General features: G+C 37.1%; 17 protein-coding genes, 2 tRNA genes, 2 pseudogenes and 1 riboswitch. Of the genes and pseudogenes, 7 read left to right on the top strand and 14 right to left on the bottom strand.

What is annotated here, in order from left to right:
* Positions 1–28 precede the first annotated feature (28 nt).
* A complete protein-coding gene (locus AAA926_RS08095) occupies positions 29–967 on the bottom strand; it encodes an AraC family transcriptional regulator (protein WP_338212297.1) in 939 nt (312 codons plus the stop codon).
* A 141-nt stretch (positions 968–1,108) separates the two neighbouring features.
* Positions 1,109–1,200, top strand: a riboswitch (TPP riboswitch).
* 39 nt (positions 1,201–1,239) lie between these two features.
* Here AAA926_RS08095 and AAA926_RS08090 point away from each other — a divergent pair.
* Entirely contained in the window at positions 1,240–2,598 is a 1,359-nt protein-coding gene (locus tag AAA926_RS08090; protein WP_338212296.1) for an ATP-binding cassette domain-containing protein, read from the top strand.
* Between the two features lie 9 nt (positions 2,599–2,607).
* Complete coding sequence (locus AAA926_RS08085; protein ID WP_338212295.1) at positions 2,608–3,261, top strand: energy-coupling factor transporter transmembrane component T family protein; 654 nt, start codon at positions 2,608–2,610, stop codon at positions 3,259–3,261.
* 40 nt (positions 3,262–3,301) lie between these two features.
* On the opposite strand, the gene AAA926_RS08080 is transcribed toward AAA926_RS08085, so the two are convergent.
* From AAA926_RS08080 to yycF, 12 genes and pseudogenes are all read right to left on the bottom strand, one after another.
* Positions 3,302–4,717: a glycoside hydrolase family 32 protein gene (locus tag AAA926_RS08080; protein ID WP_338212294.1), complete on the bottom strand. Its 1,416-nt coding sequence runs from the start codon at positions 4,715–4,717 to the stop codon at positions 3,302–3,304.
* A 37-nt stretch (positions 4,718–4,754) separates the two neighbouring features.
* Positions 4,755–5,186: pseudogene (locus tag AAA926_RS08075) on the bottom strand (PTS sugar transporter subunit IIA); the annotation flags it as partial.
* A 57-nt stretch (positions 5,187–5,243) separates the two neighbouring features.
* A pseudogene (locus AAA926_RS08070) lies at positions 5,244–6,662 on the bottom strand (PTS transporter subunit EIIC); the annotation flags it as partial.
* Between the two features lie 19 nt (positions 6,663–6,681).
* Positions 6,682–8,094, bottom strand: coding sequence for a family 43 glycosylhydrolase (locus tag AAA926_RS08065; protein WP_338212293.1), 1,413 nt, complete (start codon positions 8,092–8,094; stop codon positions 6,682–6,684).
* A 113-nt stretch (positions 8,095–8,207) separates the two neighbouring features.
* Positions 8,208–9,188: a LacI family DNA-binding transcriptional regulator gene (locus AAA926_RS08060; protein ID WP_338212292.1), complete on the bottom strand. Its 981-nt coding sequence runs from the start codon at positions 9,186–9,188 to the stop codon at positions 8,208–8,210.
* A gap of 71 nt (positions 9,189–9,259) precedes the next feature.
* On the bottom strand, positions 9,260–9,739 hold the full coding sequence (gene rlmH, locus AAA926_RS08055; protein WP_265893677.1) for a 23S rRNA (pseudouridine(1915)-N(3))-methyltransferase RlmH: 480 nt from the start codon (positions 9,737–9,739) through the stop codon (positions 9,260–9,262).
* 491 nt (positions 9,740–10,230) lie between these two features.
* Positions 10,231–11,439 carry a S1C family serine protease gene (locus tag AAA926_RS08050; protein ID WP_338212291.1) on the bottom strand — a complete coding sequence of 403 codons (1,209 nt, stop codon included), beginning with the start codon at positions 11,437–11,439 and terminating at the stop codon, positions 10,231–10,233.
* 63 nt (positions 11,440–11,502) lie between these two features.
* Entirely contained in the window at positions 11,503–12,300 is a 798-nt protein-coding gene (locus tag AAA926_RS08045) for an MBL fold metallo-hydrolase (protein WP_338212290.1), read from the bottom strand.
* 14 nt (positions 12,301–12,314) lie between these two features.
* On the bottom strand, positions 12,315–13,142 hold the full coding sequence (locus AAA926_RS08040) for a two-component system regulatory protein YycI (protein ID WP_338212289.1): 828 nt from the start codon (positions 13,140–13,142) through the stop codon (positions 12,315–12,317).
* A 1-nt stretch (position 13,143) separates the two neighbouring features.
* Positions 13,144–14,478 carry a hypothetical protein gene (locus AAA926_RS08035; protein ID WP_338212288.1) on the bottom strand — a complete coding sequence of 445 codons (1,335 nt, stop codon included), beginning with the start codon at positions 14,476–14,478 and terminating at the stop codon, positions 13,144–13,146.
* Positions 14,468–16,321 carry a cell wall metabolism sensor histidine kinase WalK gene (gene walK / locus AAA926_RS08030; RefSeq protein WP_046332877.1) on the bottom strand — a complete coding sequence of 618 codons (1,854 nt, stop codon included), beginning with the start codon at positions 16,319–16,321 and terminating at the stop codon, positions 14,468–14,470. The genes AAA926_RS08035 and walK overlap by 11 nt, the downstream gene beginning before the upstream one ends.
* A gap of 61 nt (positions 16,322–16,382) precedes the next feature.
* A complete protein-coding gene (gene yycF, locus AAA926_RS08025) occupies positions 16,383–17,099 on the bottom strand; it encodes a response regulator YycF (protein WP_046331441.1) in 717 nt (238 codons plus the stop codon).
* 140 nt (positions 17,100–17,239) lie between these two features.
* Between yycF and AAA926_RS08020 the strand changes: the two genes are divergently transcribed.
* Positions 17,240–17,312, top strand: a tRNA-Lys gene (locus tag AAA926_RS08020).
* 370 nt (positions 17,313–17,682) lie between these two features.
* Positions 17,683–17,758: transfer RNA gene (locus AAA926_RS08015), tRNA-Lys, on the top strand.
* A gap of 58 nt (positions 17,759–17,816) precedes the next feature.
* Here the strand turns inward: AAA926_RS08015 and AAA926_RS08010 are convergent.
* The gene (locus AAA926_RS08010; RefSeq protein ID WP_338212287.1) at positions 17,817–18,326 is read right to left on the bottom strand and encodes a zeta toxin family protein; all 510 of its coding nucleotides are present in this window, start codon (positions 18,324–18,326) and stop codon (positions 17,817–17,819) included.
* Positions 18,327–18,468: 142 nt separating this feature from the next.
* On the opposite strand from AAA926_RS08010, the gene AAA926_RS08005 reads away from it, so the two are divergent.
* The 3 genes from AAA926_RS08005 (at position 18,469) to AAA926_RS07995 (ending at position 20,526) form a co-directional block, all read left to right on the top strand.
* A complete protein-coding gene (locus AAA926_RS08005) occupies positions 18,469–18,615 on the top strand; it encodes a hypothetical protein (RefSeq protein ID WP_338212286.1) in 147 nt (48 codons plus the stop codon).
* A gap of 17 nt (positions 18,616–18,632) precedes the next feature.
* Entirely contained in the window at positions 18,633–19,346 is a 714-nt protein-coding gene (locus AAA926_RS08000) for an alpha/beta hydrolase (RefSeq protein WP_338212285.1), read from the top strand.
* Positions 19,347–19,440: 94 nt separating this feature from the next.
* Positions 19,441–20,526, top strand: a complete 1,086-nt coding sequence (locus AAA926_RS07995; protein ID WP_338212284.1) for a DUF4097 family beta strand repeat-containing protein — start codon at positions 19,441–19,443, stop codon at positions 20,524–20,526.
* Positions 20,527–20,638: the final 112 nt, after the last annotated feature.

Raw genomic sequence — 20,638 nt, 5'->3', positions numbered from 1 at the left:
AAGCAACCTTTTTAGTCAAGGTTGCTTTTTATTTTAAGTTGATGTTTGCCTGTCTAAATAATTCGGCCCGCATTTGGACTGGCGTTTCATGATAATATTCACTAAATTTTTTATAAAAGAAGGACTTGCCACTGTAACCTACCCGTGCAATTATTTCTTTTACGGAAATATCTGGTCGGGCAAGCAAATTTCGCGCCTCTTGCATACGCCTTTCATCAACATGTTCGACGAAACTTTTACCAGTTTTTTGTTTAACCAAACTTGAAAAGTAATTAGGATTAAAGCCAAAATGTTTAGCAGTGTCATTAAGTGTTATGTCAGTAAAGTGCGCATCAATATAATTTTCTAAATCAGTTTGAACAAATTGATGGTTGGTCACAGGTGTTGTCGCTAAATCTTGATTTCTAACTGCAGCAATTAATAACAAGTTTAACTCTGCTAAAATTACCTGACGGGTGTAAAGATCCTGATTAAGATATTCATCAATTACTTTTTTTAGTGCGTTTGCAGATATAGACAGTGCTGTACCATTCAAAAATAATAAGCGTTTTTGATTATAAGCGTCAGTAATTGCCTTAAAGACCTTTTTTTCACGTGAATCCATGACAGAATAGTTTCCCAGAAAATCCAGCATCTTAAAATTACGGTTGAATTCCAACTTAACTAATATATCATTTTCGCCCTGCTGCAATATTTCATAATTACTTTTTCTCTGTAAAAACACGATATTGCCAGCTTTAAGCAAAAAATTCTGATCATTAATTCTGGCTTTTACCGATCCCCGAGCTTCATATAAAATAGTTGAAGCTGTAGTTTGGTAGCGATGAACTCCAGTATTGCGATTTTCCAAAAATACTCTAAATAAATCAAAATTAATATTTTTAGGTTTGATTTTTACTTCATTAGTGTCGGACTTAGTTGAATCCAAAATACTGGCTAAATATTGTTCAAGTTTAACAGCTGCCATTATTTCACCTTCTTATGCAAATTTTAGAATATATAGATTTATTATATAGCAAAATTTCATCTTACTAATAGAATTTTGTTATTTAGATTAAGGAGAGAATACTAGTAAATGTAGACATCTATTTTACTTTTATGTATAATGAATTTAATATCGGGGTGCCCGCAAAGGCTGAGAACAAACCCGTCGAACCTGCTTTGGATAATGCCAGCGAAGGGAAAACGAAAGATTTTACATCGTCAGGCTTTGTCCTGACGATTTTTTTGGTAACTAAATTGATTAAATTAAACAACCTAAATTTTTCATACGATAAGCAAAACAAAATTTTAACAGATATTAATCTCACTATTCCCACTGGAGAACTTTCATTATTAGTTGGTCCAACCGGCTGTGGCAAATCTACATTATTAAAAATTCTAGCAAATTTATATCCGGAATTTGCGGGCCAATTAAGCGGCAGCGTTAATTTAGGCGGATTAAAATCGGCTATGATGTTTCAAAATGCCAGTGAACAGTTTACGATGACAACTCCGCGAGAAGAAATAATTTTTGCACTTGAAAATTTGCGTCTTAATAAATCGCAATATACAAAGCGCTTGAATGAAGCTGTTCAGTTTACACAGATTGATTATTTGCTTGATCAAAAAATTAATACCATGTCTGGCGGCGAGCAGCAAAGAGTTGCTTTAGCTGTACTTGTTGCGATGAATGTCGATCTTTTTTTACTTGATGAACCCTTTGCTAGCTGTGATCCAGCCGCTCGCAAATTCTTAATTACTAAATTAGCTCACCTGCGCGATCAGGGGAAAACAATTATTTTAAGTGATCATGTATTAACTGACTATGAAGGCCATTGTGATAACCTGTTTCAATTTCAAGGTAAAGATTTGGTACAACTTTCTGCTAGTGAAAAAGAAAAACTGCTGCAAAAAAATACGGAATCCGTTTCTTATACTTTTGCCTTACCTGAAGAAAATAACGAAATTTGCTTTAAACTCAAAAATACAGAGGTTACACAAAATCGTTTGCTTTTACAGCAGGAACACCTAAACATTTTTTCTGGTAAAACTACTCTTATTACTGGAGCAAACGGGGTTGGCAAAACGTCACTTTTTAACGCACTGACCAAAATGATCCCATATGCAGGCAGTTTAACTTATCACAAGCAGGAAATCAGTAAATTATCAGCTCGCAAGTATCTCCTTAAAGTAGGGCAAATTTTTCAAAATGCGACCGATCAGTTTATCAACGTTTCCGTTGCGGATGAAATCAATTTAAGCAAAAAGCAACGAACCAATAATTATTTCACTGATGACAGAATAAATGAGGCTTTAGCCACCCTTAAGCTTGATTCACTGCTCGATCACGTGGTTTATTCATTATCTGGCGGGCAACAAAAGAAGCTGCAAATTTTACTAATGTTGATCTCCGATCAGGATGTATTGCTAATTGATGAGCCCCTTAATGGCCTGGATGCGGATTCTGCTAACAAGGTGATGGCTTTATTAAAAGAAAGTCAGAAAGCACGTAGTCAAACGCTTTTAATTATTAGTCATGAACTAAGGAATCTGGCAGATTGGTGTGACTATCACCTCATCTTTAAAGACCAGCATTTAACCTATGTGAATAAATGAGGTGTAATCATGAATCCCAGTTTTAAATTTTTTCTAGCACTGATTATTTCGATAGAAGTATCTCTTAAATCAAGCTTGTTAACCAATCTTTTAATCATCTTTTTTACCATAATTTATTTAATCTACAAACACATCAAATTGAAGAATCTGCTTTTAACTTTATTAATGCCCTTAATTGCTGCATTTACGGTTTTTGCTACTTTATACTGGTTTGCACCTCAGCCTAATTTGCAAAATGCACTGAGTTTATCAAGTCGTATTTACGTCTATACGCTGACTATCTACTGTGTAGCAATAGGAACTACTGCCACGGAATTAGCACGTTCTTTTGAGCAGAATTTTCATTTACCCAGTAAGTTTGCCTATGGAGTTTTAGCCGCCCTAAACATCGTCCCCAGAATGAAGGAAGCAGTTAAACAAATACGCACTGCCGGCATGATGAGGGGCGTTTACTTGAGCTTTTGGTCACCTGTTTTATACTTTAAAGCTATTCTTGTTGCGCTTAATTCGGCAGAAAACTTAGCTCAGGGCATGGCATCTCACGGCTACCGTGAGAGTGCCCAGCGCTCAATTATTGCACCCGTTCCTGTTCAAAAAAGTGATTGGCTTAAGTCGATTGTTATCCTGTTTTTAGTTAACCTGGCATTATTCACATTAAAATAAAAAAGTGGACCTCCTGTGTCCACTTTTTCTTTAGCCTAATTTATTTTGCCATAGTATAGCCTGTGACATTTATTTTGACTGACTGATCTGCATTGACGAAAATCTGAGGTTTTTCAGAAGTATAATACCGTTCTGAAAATACCAGCTCACCGTCATTTATGAAAAACTCAATTGAACTGGTATCAATAAATACCTGGATTTTCAAATTTGGCTTTGGTCTTAATCTGCCATAACGTCGAGAATCATCTGCCGGCTTATCAGCTCGAGTTAAAACCACTTCGTTATTCCTTTTGTTCCAAGTGAGTATTACCAAATTTTCCTGCTTATTTTTGAGTATAAAATTAATCTCACTGCCAGACCAATTTTCAGTTTCAGCTGTCAAAAGCAATTCTAGATGCTGCGAATCTGCAACATTAATCTGCTTTACCGCAGTCATTGGCTTTTCCTCAATTACTTTTTCTTGCCGCAGCTGTTTTAATTCTTCAATTGGCTTCATGTACAGCTGATTATTCTTTAAAGTTAATTCTCTGGGCAAGGTTAAAGCACCACACCAACCATCAGCCTGTTCAGGAAAGTCAGCGTGCCACATATCAAGCCAGCCCAAGACAATGCGCCTATTATCAGGCGTTAACATGGTTTGCGCTGCGTAAAAGTCGTGGCCATGATCAAGTTCTTGAAACGCTCCGTGTTCAAACTGGTTTTGGTGATAATCCATCTTGCCGATGAAATATCCCGTTTGGTAAAGATTAAGATACTTTTTACCTTTTGCTGCAATTCCCTGCGGTGAACACAACAGAACATCTTGCCCATTTAGTGAAAAAAGATCCGGACACTCCCAGGTATATCCTTCATTATCTCTTTCCTGAGAAACCGCAATTGGTCCTAAATATTCCCAGTGCAATAAATCAGTTGATTTATAAGTAATTGCACGACCCAAACCTGCCTTATCTTGACTGCCAACAATAATATAATATGAATCCCCATGTTGCCATACTTTCGGATCACGAAAGTGCTGTGAGTTATCAGCCGGTGGTACGGCAATCACTGGATTACCACTGTATTTTGTAAAATGAATACCATCATCACTATATGCAACATTTTGCGTTTGGCAAAAACGGCTGTGATCATTCACATCATAATAATGATTACCAGTATAGATCAGATATAAACGGCCATCTTTTGCAATCGCACTGCCGGAATAACAGCCATTGTCATCTTCAGGGCTGTCTGGTGTCAGCGCAATTGGCAGTTCTTCCCAGTGAATCAAATCTTGACTGCGATAGTGTCCCCAATGCATTGGTCCTCTTTCAGATGAATAGGGATAATACTGGTAAAAAATATGGTAGTAGCCTTGATAATACGAAAAGCCATTAGGATCATTCATCCATCCGGAAGGCGTTGAAACGTGATAATTAAGGCGATAACGCTCGTTGGTAATTTTTGCTGGAACCCGCATTTTTGTTTCTTCCTTATATTTATAAATTTCAGTTCACTTACTTATTTAATTGCAAAATTAAATTGCCGTGATTTACTTCTGTATCCTTGTTCTTGATGGCAAAGCCATTTTTATATTCAGGGAATAATACCATGACGGTAGTTTGTTTACCAGCTGCTTGAATAGCTTTTAAATCCATCTTAGCCAAGGGATCGCCTGCTGCAATTTCTTGACCATCTTTTACTAAAATTGTGAAACCTTTGCCACCTAAATCAACAGTATCAATTCCCATATGCAACAATATTTGTACACCATTTTCACTCTTTAAGGTAATTGCATGCTTAGTCGGGAAAACAGATACTACTTTCCCATTAACGGGTGCAAAAATGTCACCGGTAGTCGGCTGAATAGCAAAACCATCCCCAACTAATTTTTGGGAAAAAGTTTCATCATTAACTTTTTCAAGGGGTAAATATTCACCATCAACTGGTGCTAAGACAGAATTATCATCAGTAGCAACTAGTATTTTGCTTTCTTTGTGGTCCACTCTTCTTTTGTTTTCCGGTAATATCGGTTTAAATTTATTCCAAACAAGAATAAAAATAATTGGCAAAACAAATGCAATGAGGTTACCAATAACATACGGTCCAATCGGTCTGGCAACCGTTAAACCGGGAAGTACAGTAAGACCCTGTGCTAAACCTTTAACATTTAACAACTTCATGTAAACTCCGCCAAATCCAGCTCCCAGAAACGAACAAACGAAAGGCACAATACTGTATTTAAGATTAACAGCAAAGATAGCGGGCTCAGTAATTCCGACTAACGTAGGGATAAAACTGGAAATAGCAATATCACGATCTTTGGATTTTTGCTTTAAAATTAAGTACATCCCAATACAGCCTCCGCCTTGGGCAATAATGGAAACTGACCAAATAGGTTGAATATAATCAAATCCTGTCTGTACAATTAAATTAGCTTCAATTCCCTGGATAGCTTGATGCGTTCCTGTTACCACTAAAGGTTGCAATCCTGCAGCAAAGACAAAGGCACCAAAAGCACTCATTTTCATATAAAGGAAATTAATAATGCCACCCAAAATATTCCCAATCCAGAGACCGAGAGGTCCAAAAATTAGAAATAGGGACAAATTGGCCGCCAGCAAGGTAACTGCAGGCACGAGTATATATGAAACAACTTGAGGTATATATTTAGTAGCTATTTTTTCAACCTTGGCCTGAAACCAGGCAGTTAAAATTGCCGCAAAGACACCGCCTTGAAAACCCACAGCAGCTATTTTTAAACCAAATAAATTCCAGTACTCTGGATGAACTTGTCCCAGAACAAAAGCATTTCTATCAGCCAAATCAGGTGAAATCATGACAAAGCCGACCAGTATCCCCAAAATTGGATTACCACCAAAGCGCTTAGTGGCTGAATACATTACTAATACGGGCAAAATTTTAAATGTAGTGGCAATAACATTTAAAAATTTACAAAAATCTCCCACGTATACACTCTGCTGGGCCAGTGACTTGGTCATACCAAACATGCCCGGAGTAGCAAGCAGTGACCTTAAGCCTAAGATCATAGCAGCGCCAATAAAAGCTGGAATTATAGGTATAAAGATATCGCCAAAAACTTTAAATGCTTGCTGAAATTTATTTTTGTTTTTAATACCTTCATCTTTAATTTGATCGACTGATACTTCTTTAGTCCCAGAAATTTTTACAAACGCATCATAAGCTTGTTCTACTGCTCCCGGACCAAATACTATTTGCAGTTGCCCGCTGTTGTATATTACTCCTTTAGTACCCTCAATGTTATTAAGGGCATCTTGGTCGGCCTTATTAACATCTTTTAAAACTAGCCTTAACCTGGTAACGCAGTGGGTTGCACTAACTACATTATCTGCACCACCAACATTTTTTAAAACTTCTTGTGCAATTTTATTATAATCTGCCATTTATTTTGTTCCTCTTTTATCATTTACGATAATCATTGGAAAATTCAATTTGTTCAAGTCGAAGCGTTCCGTTAGTTACGGTCACACTTAAAGTATGACCAAACTTGTGGTAAACGCGGGCATTTAACGCAGTGCCATCTAGATAAATCGTTAGGATATTATCATCCACAATTACTTTTAGATCATATTCTTTACCAGCCTTCAAATCGATTGGCCTGTTAAGTCCCTTGTTCATCATTTGGTACCACCTGTAACAAGGATTTTTATCCAAAGTTAAGCAATGCTCATCTAAATTAAATCTAAACTCATAAGATTCATCTGTTGCAGGATTTCGGTAAAGTCGAATAGAAAAATCACTGACAGATTTGCTAAAACTGATTTTAGTATGGAGATAAAAGTGTTCGCCCGTATCTTTAATAAGTTCTTTTTCTTCAAGAGTGTCTGTAGTTTGCAATTTTTGCGACGCAATTGCTGTTTTATTTGCAAAAGCTGCACAAATTTCTGCAACAGGACGCACACCCAGCGTATTATCCGCACGTTGGTAAATTTCTTGTGGCACAAAAGTACCGCCCCATTCATAATTGTTCATATCATTCAGACCAACTTTAGTGGGAACCCAGCCAAAGAGTACTCGGCGCTTGCCGTCAAAAGCTGTTCTGGCAGCATAATAAGCTCGACCGTCAAAAGCTTCATCTTTAGGTTTGAGCCACGGACCATTCAGGCTTTTACTCATCCTGTAAAAGACCTTGTTTTTGACGCTATATTCTGAATAAAGCAGATACCACCAGTCACCCATTTTAAAAAGCTGCGGCATTTCAAACATGGTATATAAATTTGGAGCCCAGAAGTCACCCTCAAAGTGCCAATTTTCGAGGTCTTTTGAAGTATATTTGACAAGTCTTCCAGTCAACTGATGCTTATCTTGACCTTTGCGCGCTCCTAAAATCAACAGGTATTCCTTTTTGGTATCATCATAAATGACTGATGGATCACGCCAATTACGGTTATCATAGCCGGGTTGTGGTTCAAGCTTTAAAGCATTCTTTGATTTCGTCCAGTGAATAAAGTCCTTGCTGGTGGCGTGCAGTAAGATTTGCGATGTCTTTCCTTCTTTTAAAAATTCCTTATTAAAACCTGTATAAAAGGCATGAATGGTATCTTTAGCTTTAAAAACAGACCCAGCATAAACAAATTGGTCCCAGTCTTGATTGCTGCCCCGCTTTAATACTTCCCCATAATCTTGGTAGTGCACAAAGTCTGTAGTGGTTGCCAGCGACCAGCCAAACGGATCAGTAATTGGGCCATGAATCCGTTTATCTCGTTGATGGTAAATATAAAACTTACCATCCTGAGCGTAAGGCATAATATCTCCCACCCAAACGTCTTTAGGTTGATAATAAATTTGTTGATTATTAGTCGACTTTAAATCCATCGTTTCCTCCTTGTTAGCACTTACATTTACTATTGAATATACTGCAACCCGTTACATATGTCAACCGGTTACATATATAAAATAAAAAAACCAGTTAAAAAAACTGGCTATTATTACACTGTGTGGCCTATATAAAGGCTTACAGGAAGGTCAAGGCAATCTGGCTCTTTTTTGCCGTTAATTTTATTTATTAATTTTTCCGTTGCTACTTGTGCTATTTGACCAATTGGTTGTCTGATTGTTGTTAATCTGGGATTATATAATAAAGTTTGCTTTGCCCCATCAAAGCCGATAACTTTGACATCTTCTGGTACTCTTTTACCATGCATCTCTAGATAAAAAATAGCTAGTGAAGCTAATAAGTCATCTCCAGCAAAAATGCCATCTATTTGGGGATGTTTCTGCAAATAATTTTCAATAGTTTCTTTCTTTTTAGCAGCACTCCACACAAATGGGACTTCCAGAACATTTTCAGGTAAATTATTCTTTTTCATCAAATCTAAATATGCAGTTGAGCGATCGTTAGCCGGTAATTTGACCGAACTATCGCCCCTAATATCCAGTATTTGCTTACACCCATGGTCAATTAACAATTGCACCGCCATTTTGCCACCAGCATAATTATCACAGGCAACAGTTGTAGTATTTTCACCCAAGTCACGGTCAATAGCAACTATGGGCAATTTAGAATTTTGATAGCCGGAAACATGCTTATTATGCGTGCCAACAATAATGCCATCTACTTGATTTTTGCGGAGCATTGTCAAATAAGCAATTTCTTTTTGGGGATTATTTAGACTGTTGCAAAGAAGCATTTTGTAGCCTTTTTGGGATAACAAATATTCAATATCCTGTATTAATTCAGCTTGAAAAGGATGAACATTTGAAGGAAAAATGACACCGACCGTATATGTTCTTTTTTGATAAAGCGCACGAGCCAAATCGTTAGGATAATACTCTAATTTTTTCATAGCTGCCTGGACTTTATCACGAGTTTCTTTACTAATATAGCCCCTATTATTTAAAACTCGCGAAACCGTGGCAGTAGAAACATGGGCTTCTTCAGCAACTTCGCGGATTCCAATTTTTTTCATACTAAAATTCCATCCTAAATATATTTAAAAATCAATCCTATGCACTTACATTTTATAAAATGCCACTTGGTCTACTTATGATACGGGCTACCGCTGTTAATCATAAATGCGCGATAGATTTGTTCAATTAAAACTACCCGCATCAACTGGTGTGGCAAAGTCAATTCGCCAAAACTCAGCAGATCATTGGCCCGCTTGTTTACTTCCGGGCTGGTGCCTAAACTGCCTCCAATTACAAAAGTCAAATCCGAATGTCCGTAGGTGGCCAGATCCTTTAGTTCCCGCGCGAATTTTTCACTGCTTCTCTGCTTTCCCTTTATTGCAGTCACAAAAACATATTCTTTATCCTTGATTTTATTCAGGATTCTTTTTCCTTCTGTTTCTTTGACGCTATTTTGTTCTGCTTGACTAAACTTTTCCGGTGCCTTCTCATCGGGCACCTCAACCACCTGCACTTTAGCAAACCTACTCAGCCTTTTTTGATATTCAGCGATTGCATCTTTAAAATATTTTTCTTTTAACTTGCCTACACAAACAATTTTAATATTCATAATAGCTATTTTATCCCCCAATTCCCAAAGTTTCCACTTGCTTTTTCCACAACTGTGTAAAGCTCAAAACTACATTTTGTGGTTTTGACCTTTAGTAAGCGAACAAATTGTGTTTTAAAACTTTTTTGGTATTTATCATCCTTAATTTACCCACATACAGATTTTTCATAGTTGCTTTTCACAAACTTTTGGACCTCAAATACTGCTGTTAAGCCTTGAACAACTGTTTGTACTAATTAAATTTCACTATTATTTACACACAATTCACAGGTTATCCACAATTTATCCCAACCGTTTTTGCGCATTTTATGCACAATCCACAAAGTTATCCACAGTTGTCAACAAGATTTTTAGCTATGTTTTTTGCTTGACAGCAATAAATTTCGAACTTTTTTATGTTTCCCAGTATTAATGTTAAGAAAAAAGCTATACTTATGTTTGAAATCGCATAGTATAGCCTTTTTATCACTTAATTCTAGAATATTATTTGCTTAATCAGATTGTAATTTTACGCGTAAATTAATCTCTTTGCCGTTACGGTTAATGGTCAAATTGATGGTATCTCCGACTTTGTGATTATACAAAATACTGTGTAACGAAGCTACATCTGACACAGATTTGTTGTCAACTTTGATAATTACATCACCAGTTTTAATTCCCGCCGCAGACGCTGCACTGTGCTTAGAAACAGAAGCAATGTAAATGCCATTTTTCAGATTGGACTTAATGTTAAGTTGCTTTCTGTTACTGTAAGGTATGCCTTGCAAAGCAATCACTTTAACACCTAGTTGCGGACGGACAATCTTGCCTTTTTTAACCAGTTGATTAACTATAGTTACCACTTCATTGGACGGAATGGCAAAACCCATGCCTTCAACTGATGTACCATCACTTGATTGCGAAAGCTTCATTGAGTTGATACCAATCACTTGCCCCGCAGAATTGACTAGGGCACCACCCGAATTACCCGGATTAATAGCGGCATCCGTTTGAATAACCGTCTGCTGATTAGCAGAAGAAGTAGTGATACTTCGTGCCGGAGCCGAAACTATTCCTTGAGTAACCGTAGAAGCGTATTCGCTGCCAAGAGGAGAACCAACTGCAATTACCGTTTGACCAGCCTGTAAACTCTTAGAATCGCCAAATTCAGCTGTTTGAGTTACATAGCTGCTATCAATGGAAAGAACAGCCAAGTCCGTTGTAGCATCCGTACCTACAATACGTGCATTAACTGTTTTGCCATTGGACAGCATGACTTGCACTTTGTCACTGCCAGAAACAACGTGATTATTAGTTACAATATAGCCTTTATTGCCAGATCTCTGGTAGATTACGCCTGAGCCCTCGCTATAGGTCTGCAATTTTCCCTTGCTCTTATTGTCATTATCGTCATCGCCAAAAATATCGAAAATCGAGTTGCTGCTGCTTGATTGCCGTTTCATATTAATAACTGAAACCACAGCACCTTTGACATCATTATAAGCTGGCGTCATTGTTCCGCTGGTTTTGGCACTATTTCTGGAAGTCTTGGCACTATTTGAACTAATACTAGTTTCAGCATTATTATTCATATTAGCGTTATTAATTTGATCTAAGGCCACATATGAAGCACCACCACCGATTAATCCGGCAACAACACCAACAATAGCAGTTTTCATAAAACCATGCTGCTGATGACCAGAGTTTTGATTATTCATCATTTAATCTCCTTTACACATCTTTTTACTATACTAACAAATCTTGAAAAAAGATAAAAAGTTTCCTTAAATTTGTACTAAATTAGTTGGTTGAACAGGATCAGTTAAAATAATTTTAACATCACTCGGCAAGTTAGCATCCCCGTCAACCATTATTTTTTTAGCCGCATTATAAGCCAATTTTGCCGTATTATTATGCTGACTTCTATGTGCTAAGAAAATGTGTTCAGTTTTACTTGTCACAACATCCAGTAAGGCCTGACCAGCATCATCATTTGATAAATGACCGACATCTGACAGAATGCGCTGCTTTAAACCCCAGGAATACGGCCCATTGCGCAGCATCATATCATCATAATTAAATTCCATAAGATAGGCATCCGCATCCTCAATCACGCTTTTTACTTTACGAGAGACATAACCGGTGTCTGTCAAAAAGGCCATTCGTTTACCGCCACTGGTAAAAACATAGTATTGTGGCTGGGCCGCATCGTGACTGGTCGCAAATGCTGTCACATCCAAATCGCCAAAAGTCTTGGTTTGCCCCGGCTCAATAATATTAATTTGTTCAACCGGTATTTGCCCAATTTTTTGTGTTTCGATTAAATATTCCCAAGTACCACTGTTGGCAAAAGCCGCAATTTGCGGGTAACGCCGCATTAAAACTCCCAGACCCTTGCTGTGATCTGAATGATCATGACTTAAAAAGACCATGTCAATGTCTTTAATGTCAACGCCAACTTCGCTCAATAAAGTCTTGATTTTTTTACCTGATAAACCGGCATCCATTAAAATTTTATGCTGACCAGTTTCAATTAAGCTGGTGTTACCAGTCGAACCGCTGGCTAAAACAGAAACCTGCACCGCATTATCCCTTCCTAATTTTTCTGTACATTAACATTATATGAGCTGCCCTGCAAGATTTGTGCTGTAAATGCATTAACTCTTTTAACAGTGATGTTCTTAGTAGTTTTATTTTCAACCTGAATTAACCATGTAGGTAATAAAATTGTGCTACCGCGAACATCGGTTAATTTAGAATAGCCTAAACTAACCCGCATTACCCGTGAATTGTTGGCAATTTCTCTATCAGTATACATGGCCTTAACGGCATGCCACGCACTGATAATTAACTGCGGTTCTCGAACTGCTTTAATAGGGCCCATATAAGAAATAGTATAGTTAGTAATTTGATTATCGCGCACATTAATTGTTAATTGCGCGTCACTGTCATAAATGCGACCATAAGCGGTATTTTGCACATAACAATAGGTATTGTCACCAGACATGCTGGGTTCAAACTTAAATGTTTTACCATAAGGAACATTTTTAGGATCATTTTTAAAATCCTCCAGCTGTTGCATATTATTTTTACGATTGCCACTGAGCAAAATCATGGATTTGGGTGTACCAGTCAAAGAATTGTCACTTTTGGAATAATGTGTAGCAACTTGTGTGAGACCACTGCTTTTACCAGAAAGATAGTCACGATTTTTAACGGCTAAATAATAGCCGGACTGTTGTTTATGTGAAATATGCAATGGCACATCAATACCATCAGCACGCATCTCAGCACGAATGCTCGTTGCAGTAGAACCGGCAGTATTGCTCAAACTAATAGGCGAACGCCAAATTTCAATTCCTAAATAAATATCGATTAACAAGAAAACAATGAAAAACAACCATTCTATTCTTTTACGGTCCATCTTACTTCCCTTCTTCCGTTAATGTCTGCCTATATTTATTCAGGGCAAGAAAATCTACTTTCTCCCATTCGGCTAAACTCTTCCACTCATCATATGCTTTAACATAATATCCTGGTACCAAGTTAACCAAGTGGTCGTGTGATTTGTCCCTTTCAACCTTAAAGGCTACTATTATACGTTGAATTTCATTTTTTCTCATACCGGCATTTACTAATCTTTGCATCACTGCTGTACTTGTCGGCAAAGTTTTCGTTTGCCCATCAAAAGGTATTGGAATTTGCAAATCCGTATTATTAAAATCAACTTTTACAGCATCTTCAGTGAAAGTTGTTGCAACCTGCGGATTATTTTTATCCCAAAAGACTGGTATGCCTTCAATATAGTTAATGTAGCTTATAGAATCATTTATAGTATCAAAGTAACGCAAATCCTGCTCGCTTAAACCTAATTTATGAACAAAATCTACGCTCTCTAAAAGCTGATCATTAAGTGATATGTCTTTACGCTTCTCATAACGGGTATAGTGAAAATCATGTCGTTCAGTTTTGGCCTTAGGGACGCGCAAATTGGTATAGTAATTTAGCGAGTACGTAGTCCAGCCCTTTTTATTAGAGCGAGTTGTCACGTTAGTAGTACCTAGGAGCCGAGATACAAAATATGAATCAGTTTGGGTATTAGTAAGGTAGCTGTATATTTTCCAATGGTCTTGTTTAGTGAAGAATACCTCATAACAATTTTTGAGACGTACGAACTCCACTGGAACTCTTCCTTGAGCTCTGCTGGCATAATTGCGTAGTTTAGAAAAATTGCCTTTTATTAAATGAACACGGTAAACGGTATAAGTCTTATCGTTTCCAAGATAAAGGTAATTATTACTGTCTGACACAAAGACACGTCGAAATTGCACATCATTTTTTCTAACATTTTTCCTAGTAAACAAGTTGATGCTAACTTCTTTAGGAAAGCTTAGCTGAATACAATTTTCATCATGCAGCATTTTTTCATACTGCGTTTTCCCAGTGCTAATTTTATTAATACCACGGTATCTTACCCCTTTTATTTCTTTGACAAATTCCAGGGGCAAATTCTTTTTAGCATCATATAAACGATATAACTGACCGTTTCTAAATCCATAAGAATTAGTGGGGATATACAGGTTGGAAACAATGCGGCCACGCCTATTTTTTGCCTGTTCAGTTACTCTGTTTGTTTGATTAATATGATTAAAATACTGGTCATTGGTCATGATAAAAATCCAGAGAACGATTGAGAGAACGAAAACAGCCACCGTCCCCAGTAAAAGCAACGCATCGCCGAGCTTAAATTTAGACTTCATCCCAATCATCCCCTTCGCTCATTGGTTCATAAGGCAGTGCAATATAAAAAGTAGAGCCGTTGCCTTCACTACTATTGGCCCAAATATGACCGTGATGTTCCTCCACAATTTCTTTAGCAATCGCAAGACCTAGACCAGTGCCGCCTTGAGCCCGTGAGCGAGCTTTATCAACACGGTAAAAGCGATCAAAGATTTTAGTCAGATCTTCACGTGGAATGCCTAAACCTTGATCAGCAATACTGAGAACAATCCGCTTTTGTTCAGAATGAAGTTTTACTGTGATCACGCCACCATCAGGCGAATATTTAATAGCATTGTTCATAATATTATCGATTACTTGGGCAAACTTATCTGTATCGATTTCTACCCACAATGCCTGTGTGCCCAACTCACGCTTAATAGTATATTTTTTGTTTTCTTTTTTATCCGTTTTGACAATCATGTCAAAGCGATCAAGGATATGAGCTACAAAGTCATTAAAGTTAACCCATTCCACATCAACTTTAGAAACTCCTCTATCCATGCGCGACAAGCTGAGAAGCTCACTAATCATTCGGATCATGCGCTCGGTTTCTTCTTGTGTTACCTGTAAAAATTTAGGAGCAACATTGGGATCTTTCCAGGCCCCTTCATTTAAAGTTTCAATATACGCATGCAGACTGGTAAGCGGTGTACGCAACTCGTGGGAGACATTAGAAACAAATTGCTTTTGCGAATTTTCATTTTTCTGTTGTTCGGTAATATCGTGCAAAACGCAAACACTACCGGAAACAAAACCTGTCACCCTTTTAATAAGAGAAAAGCTGGCATGTAAAATGACTTCATCACGTGTTCCCTGGCCAATTGTAATCACAATGCCCTTTTGGCTACCAATCAGATCCTGTGAAGACTCTTCCAGACCTAGGACTTCAGCAATCGGCTTATTAATAATTCCATCTTCTGTTTGGTTTAAAAAGTTGAGCGCCATTTGGTTAACAACGTTAACATTGCCGTGCCTGTCAGTAGCAAGAACCCCGTCACTCATATGAGACAGGACGCTGTCTAGTCTGCGCTGCTCACTTTCAGATTCTTCTTGTGAGCGTTCAATTCTGACAGATAACGTATTAAAAGCCTGCCCTAATTGACCCAGCTCATCATTTGAATAGATCTTTACTTGACTTGAATAGTCACCGTCAGCAATACTAAGAGCTTGCCTTTGCATTTCTTCAATCGGTTTAGTAATCGCATGGGAAACAACTAGCGATAAAATGGCACCCATTACTGCCGCAATTAAAGAAGTAACCAGGAACATCAGTGAAATATTGCGCAAGTCATTAAAAACTCCTTGCATCGACGCGCGCACATAAATGGCGCCAACAGTATTAGCGGATCCGTTACCCGCATTTAAAGGAGTAACCTGCACCATGTAGTCGCCGTGATTATTAACTACTTTAGTTGCCTGCCTACCAGTGGAAGTTACCTGCTTTACCAGAGTATTATTAACTCGTTGGCCAATACGATTTTTATCATTTAAATTTGAGACTGCACGAATAATGTCCTTATTATCCACCACAATAATTTCACTAATTGTGCCAATACCACTGCTATAATCGTTAACAATCCTATTCAAGTTGCTGTCAGTATGTTTATTATCCTTTACTAACTGTGTCGACAGCTGATTGGATACAATGGGCAAAACCTGAATTGAAGATTGAAAATTGTCAATACTGTTTTGTTCTAATTGGCGCGTAAAATAAGCACCGATAACTTCAATTGTGGCAATAATCATCGCCATAAACACGATAGCTAAAGTGGTATTAATAGAAATAGTTAAATGTTTAAACTTATTCTTGATTTTTTTCATAGCTTTACAAAATAAAATAAAAAGAAAGCCGCGCTTGCTAAACATTGCGGGGCTTTCTTTGCTAGTCTTCATTAGGCTGTTTTACATAATAGCCAACACCGCGCCGAGTTACTAAAATCTGCGGCTGGATTGGATTATCTTCAATTTTTTCACGCAAACGGTGTACAGTAACATCGACTGTCCGGACATCGCCAAAGTAATCATAGCCCCAAACAGTCTGTAAAAGATGCTCCCTGGTCATTACCTGATCCATATGCTGCGCTAAATAATACAGCAACTCAAATTCACGGTGAGTTAGTTCGATTTTTTTGCCTTCTTTTTCGACAATATAAGCATCTGGCATAATGACTAAATTGCCAATAGCAATGTTTTTAGTTGAACTATTTTCACTGGCACTTTCATCTTTTTTAACGATATTGCGACGACGCAAATTAGCCTTCACCCGCGCTACTAATTCACGGTTAGAAAAAGGCTTAGTCACATAATCATCTGCGCCCATTTCCAGACCCAAAACTTTATCAATTTCAGTATCTTTTGCTGTCACCATAATGATAGGCATATCATGAGTTTGTCTTACTTCACGTGCTACATCCAAGCCATCTTTTTTAGGCAGCATCAAGTCTAAAATCATTAAGTCAGGATTGTATTCGTCAACCTTCTTGATGGCCTCTTCACCATCATAAGCAGTGTCGACGTCAAAACCCTCTTTTGTCAAATTAAATTTAATAATATCAGAAATCGGTTTTTCATCATCAACAACGAGAATTTTCTTTGACATCGAAAAGCCCCCTTTTGTGATCATTATACTGGTTTTTAGTTTATTAGCCAAAAAAGTCATCAAAATTTAATAAAAAAACTTGCATTTCACTGAAAATAATAGCATAATAGTCTCCGTTGGTTATTTGTAATAACGCTTATGGGTGGCTAGCTCAGCTGGCAGAGCAACGGACTCTTAATCCGTGGGTCCAGGGTTCGAACCCCTGGCCACCCATTGATAATTAAAGGTAGTAATCACTTGGTTGCTACCTTTTTTGTTTGTCAAAAGACATTAAACCTTTATATAATATCAGATCATTTTTATTTGTCAACTCGTGTTGATTTACTTTTGTTGCTGTTGAATAGTTTGATGATTTTCAATAGAAATACTGCCTTAACAGTATTTTAACTACTTATTTTATTTTGGGCTTACTTTTGCAAAATTTCAGGAAATTAGCATACAAAAGGGCAAGACTATAGCCTCTTAACCGCAAACTTTGCTTTAAGCAAAAGCTGAGTAGAATTCTTTATACTTTTTTATCCAAAAGCCTTGTCAAAAGCCAAATTAATTGTTATTATAATTAACTGTCAACAGAAATGGTGACGGGTGGCTAGCTCAGTTGGCAGAGCAACGGACTCTTAATCCGTGGGTCCAGGGTTCGAGCCCCTGGCCACCCACCATAATAAAAATAGCACTGCAAGTAGTCGGTGCTTTTTTTATTGCTTTTAAGGAGACTTTCTAGTCTCCTTTTTTGTTTTCATAATCTGCAATATCCGTCAAAATCTGTTCTGCCAGATCTTTAACACTAGCATTGGTCAGCTTGCGTTCCTGTTCACCAAGTGTATCCTGTTCAAGCCACCATTTTTCGAGATTAGCAAGTGAAAAGGGTTTTTCCTTTTCTTCATTATGTTTTACGGTTTGCGCGAAAGGAACATCTAAGTAATAAACAAAGGCTCCTGTACCAAATTCATGAATTATTTTAGTTAAAGCCGCGCCATAAATTCTTTTAGGCAAGATCCCTTCCAATATAATTATAGGATAGTATTGTTTGCCCCACTCGATCATTAATTCTATCAGACTGGCAGTTGGTGCCGTCTTTTTTTCCTTAACATGCAAAATATCAAGACGCAATAAGTCTTCATGCAAAAGTAAACATCTCTGGCGGCCGAAATGATTTTGCAAATAATTGGCTAAGACAGTTTTGCCACTGCCTGAATTTCCTCTAATTAAAATCAATATTGGTGTCATTGAATCTTTTTCCTTTCAATACTGGTGCTTAAAAGCTAATGCTATTATTTAAATTATATTATTAAGCTTTTACGCTTTTAATATTAGAATAATATATATAAGATATAATTAATACATCAAATTATCAAAGTAGGCAATATTAATGAAGAAAAAATGGTTAATAGGATTAAGCAGCATTTTAGTTTTATTATTAATAATAACCGTTCTGTTTCATACTTATGAACAAAAAAATTCGCATATGGCTACAGAAGAAGTCAGTTCTGGTAACATAAAAAAACTCATTTTATAGCTACGCCTACCATTTATTTGCATGGCTATGGTGCTGGTGCTCATTCAAGTGCCGGGATGATCGCTTATGCCGAACGCCATAATGGTGCACACAAAGTTTTAACAGCTAAAATTTCTCCGACAGGTAAGGTTGAATTACAGGGAAATTGGCCCCGTAAAACTAAAAGACCGCTTATCCAGGTAATTTTGCAAGATAACAAAAACAGTAACTATTATACAACGCGAGAGTGGTTTCACAACCTGATATTATGTTTAAAACAAAAATACCATATTAAGCAATATAATACCGTAGCTCATTCTATGGGAAATATCATGACTCTTTCTTATCAACTAAAATACGGGCAGGAACGCAATTTGCCTCGACTAAAAAAGCAGGTCAATCTTGGTGCACCATTTAATGGTATTATTGGTTTAGATGAAAAGCCTAATCATAATTACCTGCTTAAAAATGGCAAACCAAAATACATGACCCAATCCTACCGGTATTTTTTAGCGCATCGTCATAACTTTCCAAACAATGTATCAGTATTAAATATCTTTGGCAATAAAGAAAATGGTACTAATTCTGATGATGACGTCAGTTGTGTTTCAGCCCAGTCTTTACGATACTTGTTGCACGGTAAAGTAAATTACCATGAAGTTGAAATTAAAGGTGCAGGTGGACAACACAGCAAGTTGCATGACAACTACAAAGTAGATCAGATTATTGGTCAATTTCTGTGGCCTAAATAGTTGTTAATTCTATAAATAATTTTAATATTTTTTTCATAAATTATAGCGTATAATAAAAAGAAAAAGGATATATTTTAGTGACAGGAGAAACACGATGACTCCATTAATCGAAAATTTCATCTCCAAATTGGCTCTGAACTTGACATCTTTATCTACATCAGAACAAAAATCTACGCTTGATTTCTACCGTGATTTTCTGCTCGACGGTGATTTTCAAACAAAAGAAGAAATAGTTAGAGAACTAGGAACCCCAGATGATTTGGCAAAAGAAATCAAGCAGGATTATGTTAAATTCCTAACAGCAGTTACTGCCTCTGCTAATGACCCTAATGCCAGTGATAATTATTTTAATGGATTGCGGGTTAAAAGATACCCTCGCAGAAAACGTACTATTACCCTGGAGAACTTTAATCAAGTAAAGCTGGCTGTTCACAGCACCGATGTCGTCATCTATCAGGGCAGTCAGTTTCAAATAACAGTAGCAGATTACAGCAGCAGACCTATAGAGGTAGATTTAGTCAAGCAAACATTGGTTGTTAAAGAAGTTCCTGTCGAACAAAAAAACAGTGTAATCATGTTCAACAGGCTCACTAATGCCAGTCGCGTGGAAATTACTGTTCCTAAAATAGATTCTTTAACTAAAATTAGCGGACATAATCACAATGGCGATATTATGTTGCAAAATCTAAGACTTAAAAGTATCGTACTTAATCTCCATAATGGTGACATATATATCAATAATGTTAGTGTCTCAGATGAATTTATTTTTTCCAGCAAAAATGCTGACTGCTTTGTTACTCAGTCAAAAATTGCTCAATTATCCAGTAAAGTTCAAAACGGAGATGGTAGTTTTAAACGCAGTATCCTTAAGCAAATAATTGCCCAAACAGATGATGGGGACATAGAAATTAACCAGTGCCATGCTAACATCAGTCTACAAGCACAAAATGGAGATATTCTGATCAGGAAAAGCCAGCTAACCGATCAAAATATTGTTAAGAGTACAAATGGTGACTTGAAGTTAAGTCAACTTGCTCACGACATTAGCGTACAGCTAAAGGCCAATGAAGGCGACATTATTTATCGCAATTCCAGTATTGGCAGTAGTTTTAATAGTCAAAGCATGCAAAGCGACTCGTTAAAAGCAACTCTAAGAGATGGGGATATAATCATCAAATAAAAATAAGACTCCGCGGTGAGTCTTATTTTTTTGTATTATTCATCAAAAATTTTCACTTTAAGACTTGCTAATATTTTAAAGCTAAATTAAAATATTATATATCATATAATAT

It is taken from the genome of Lactobacillus juensis (assembly GCF_036246285.1).
In the GTDB taxonomy this organism is placed as follows: domain Bacteria; phylum Bacillota; class Bacilli; order Lactobacillales; family Lactobacillaceae; genus Lactobacillus; species Lactobacillus juensis.
Note: the sequence above shows the minus strand (reverse complement) of the source record. Positions and strands in the feature narration are given on the sequence as shown.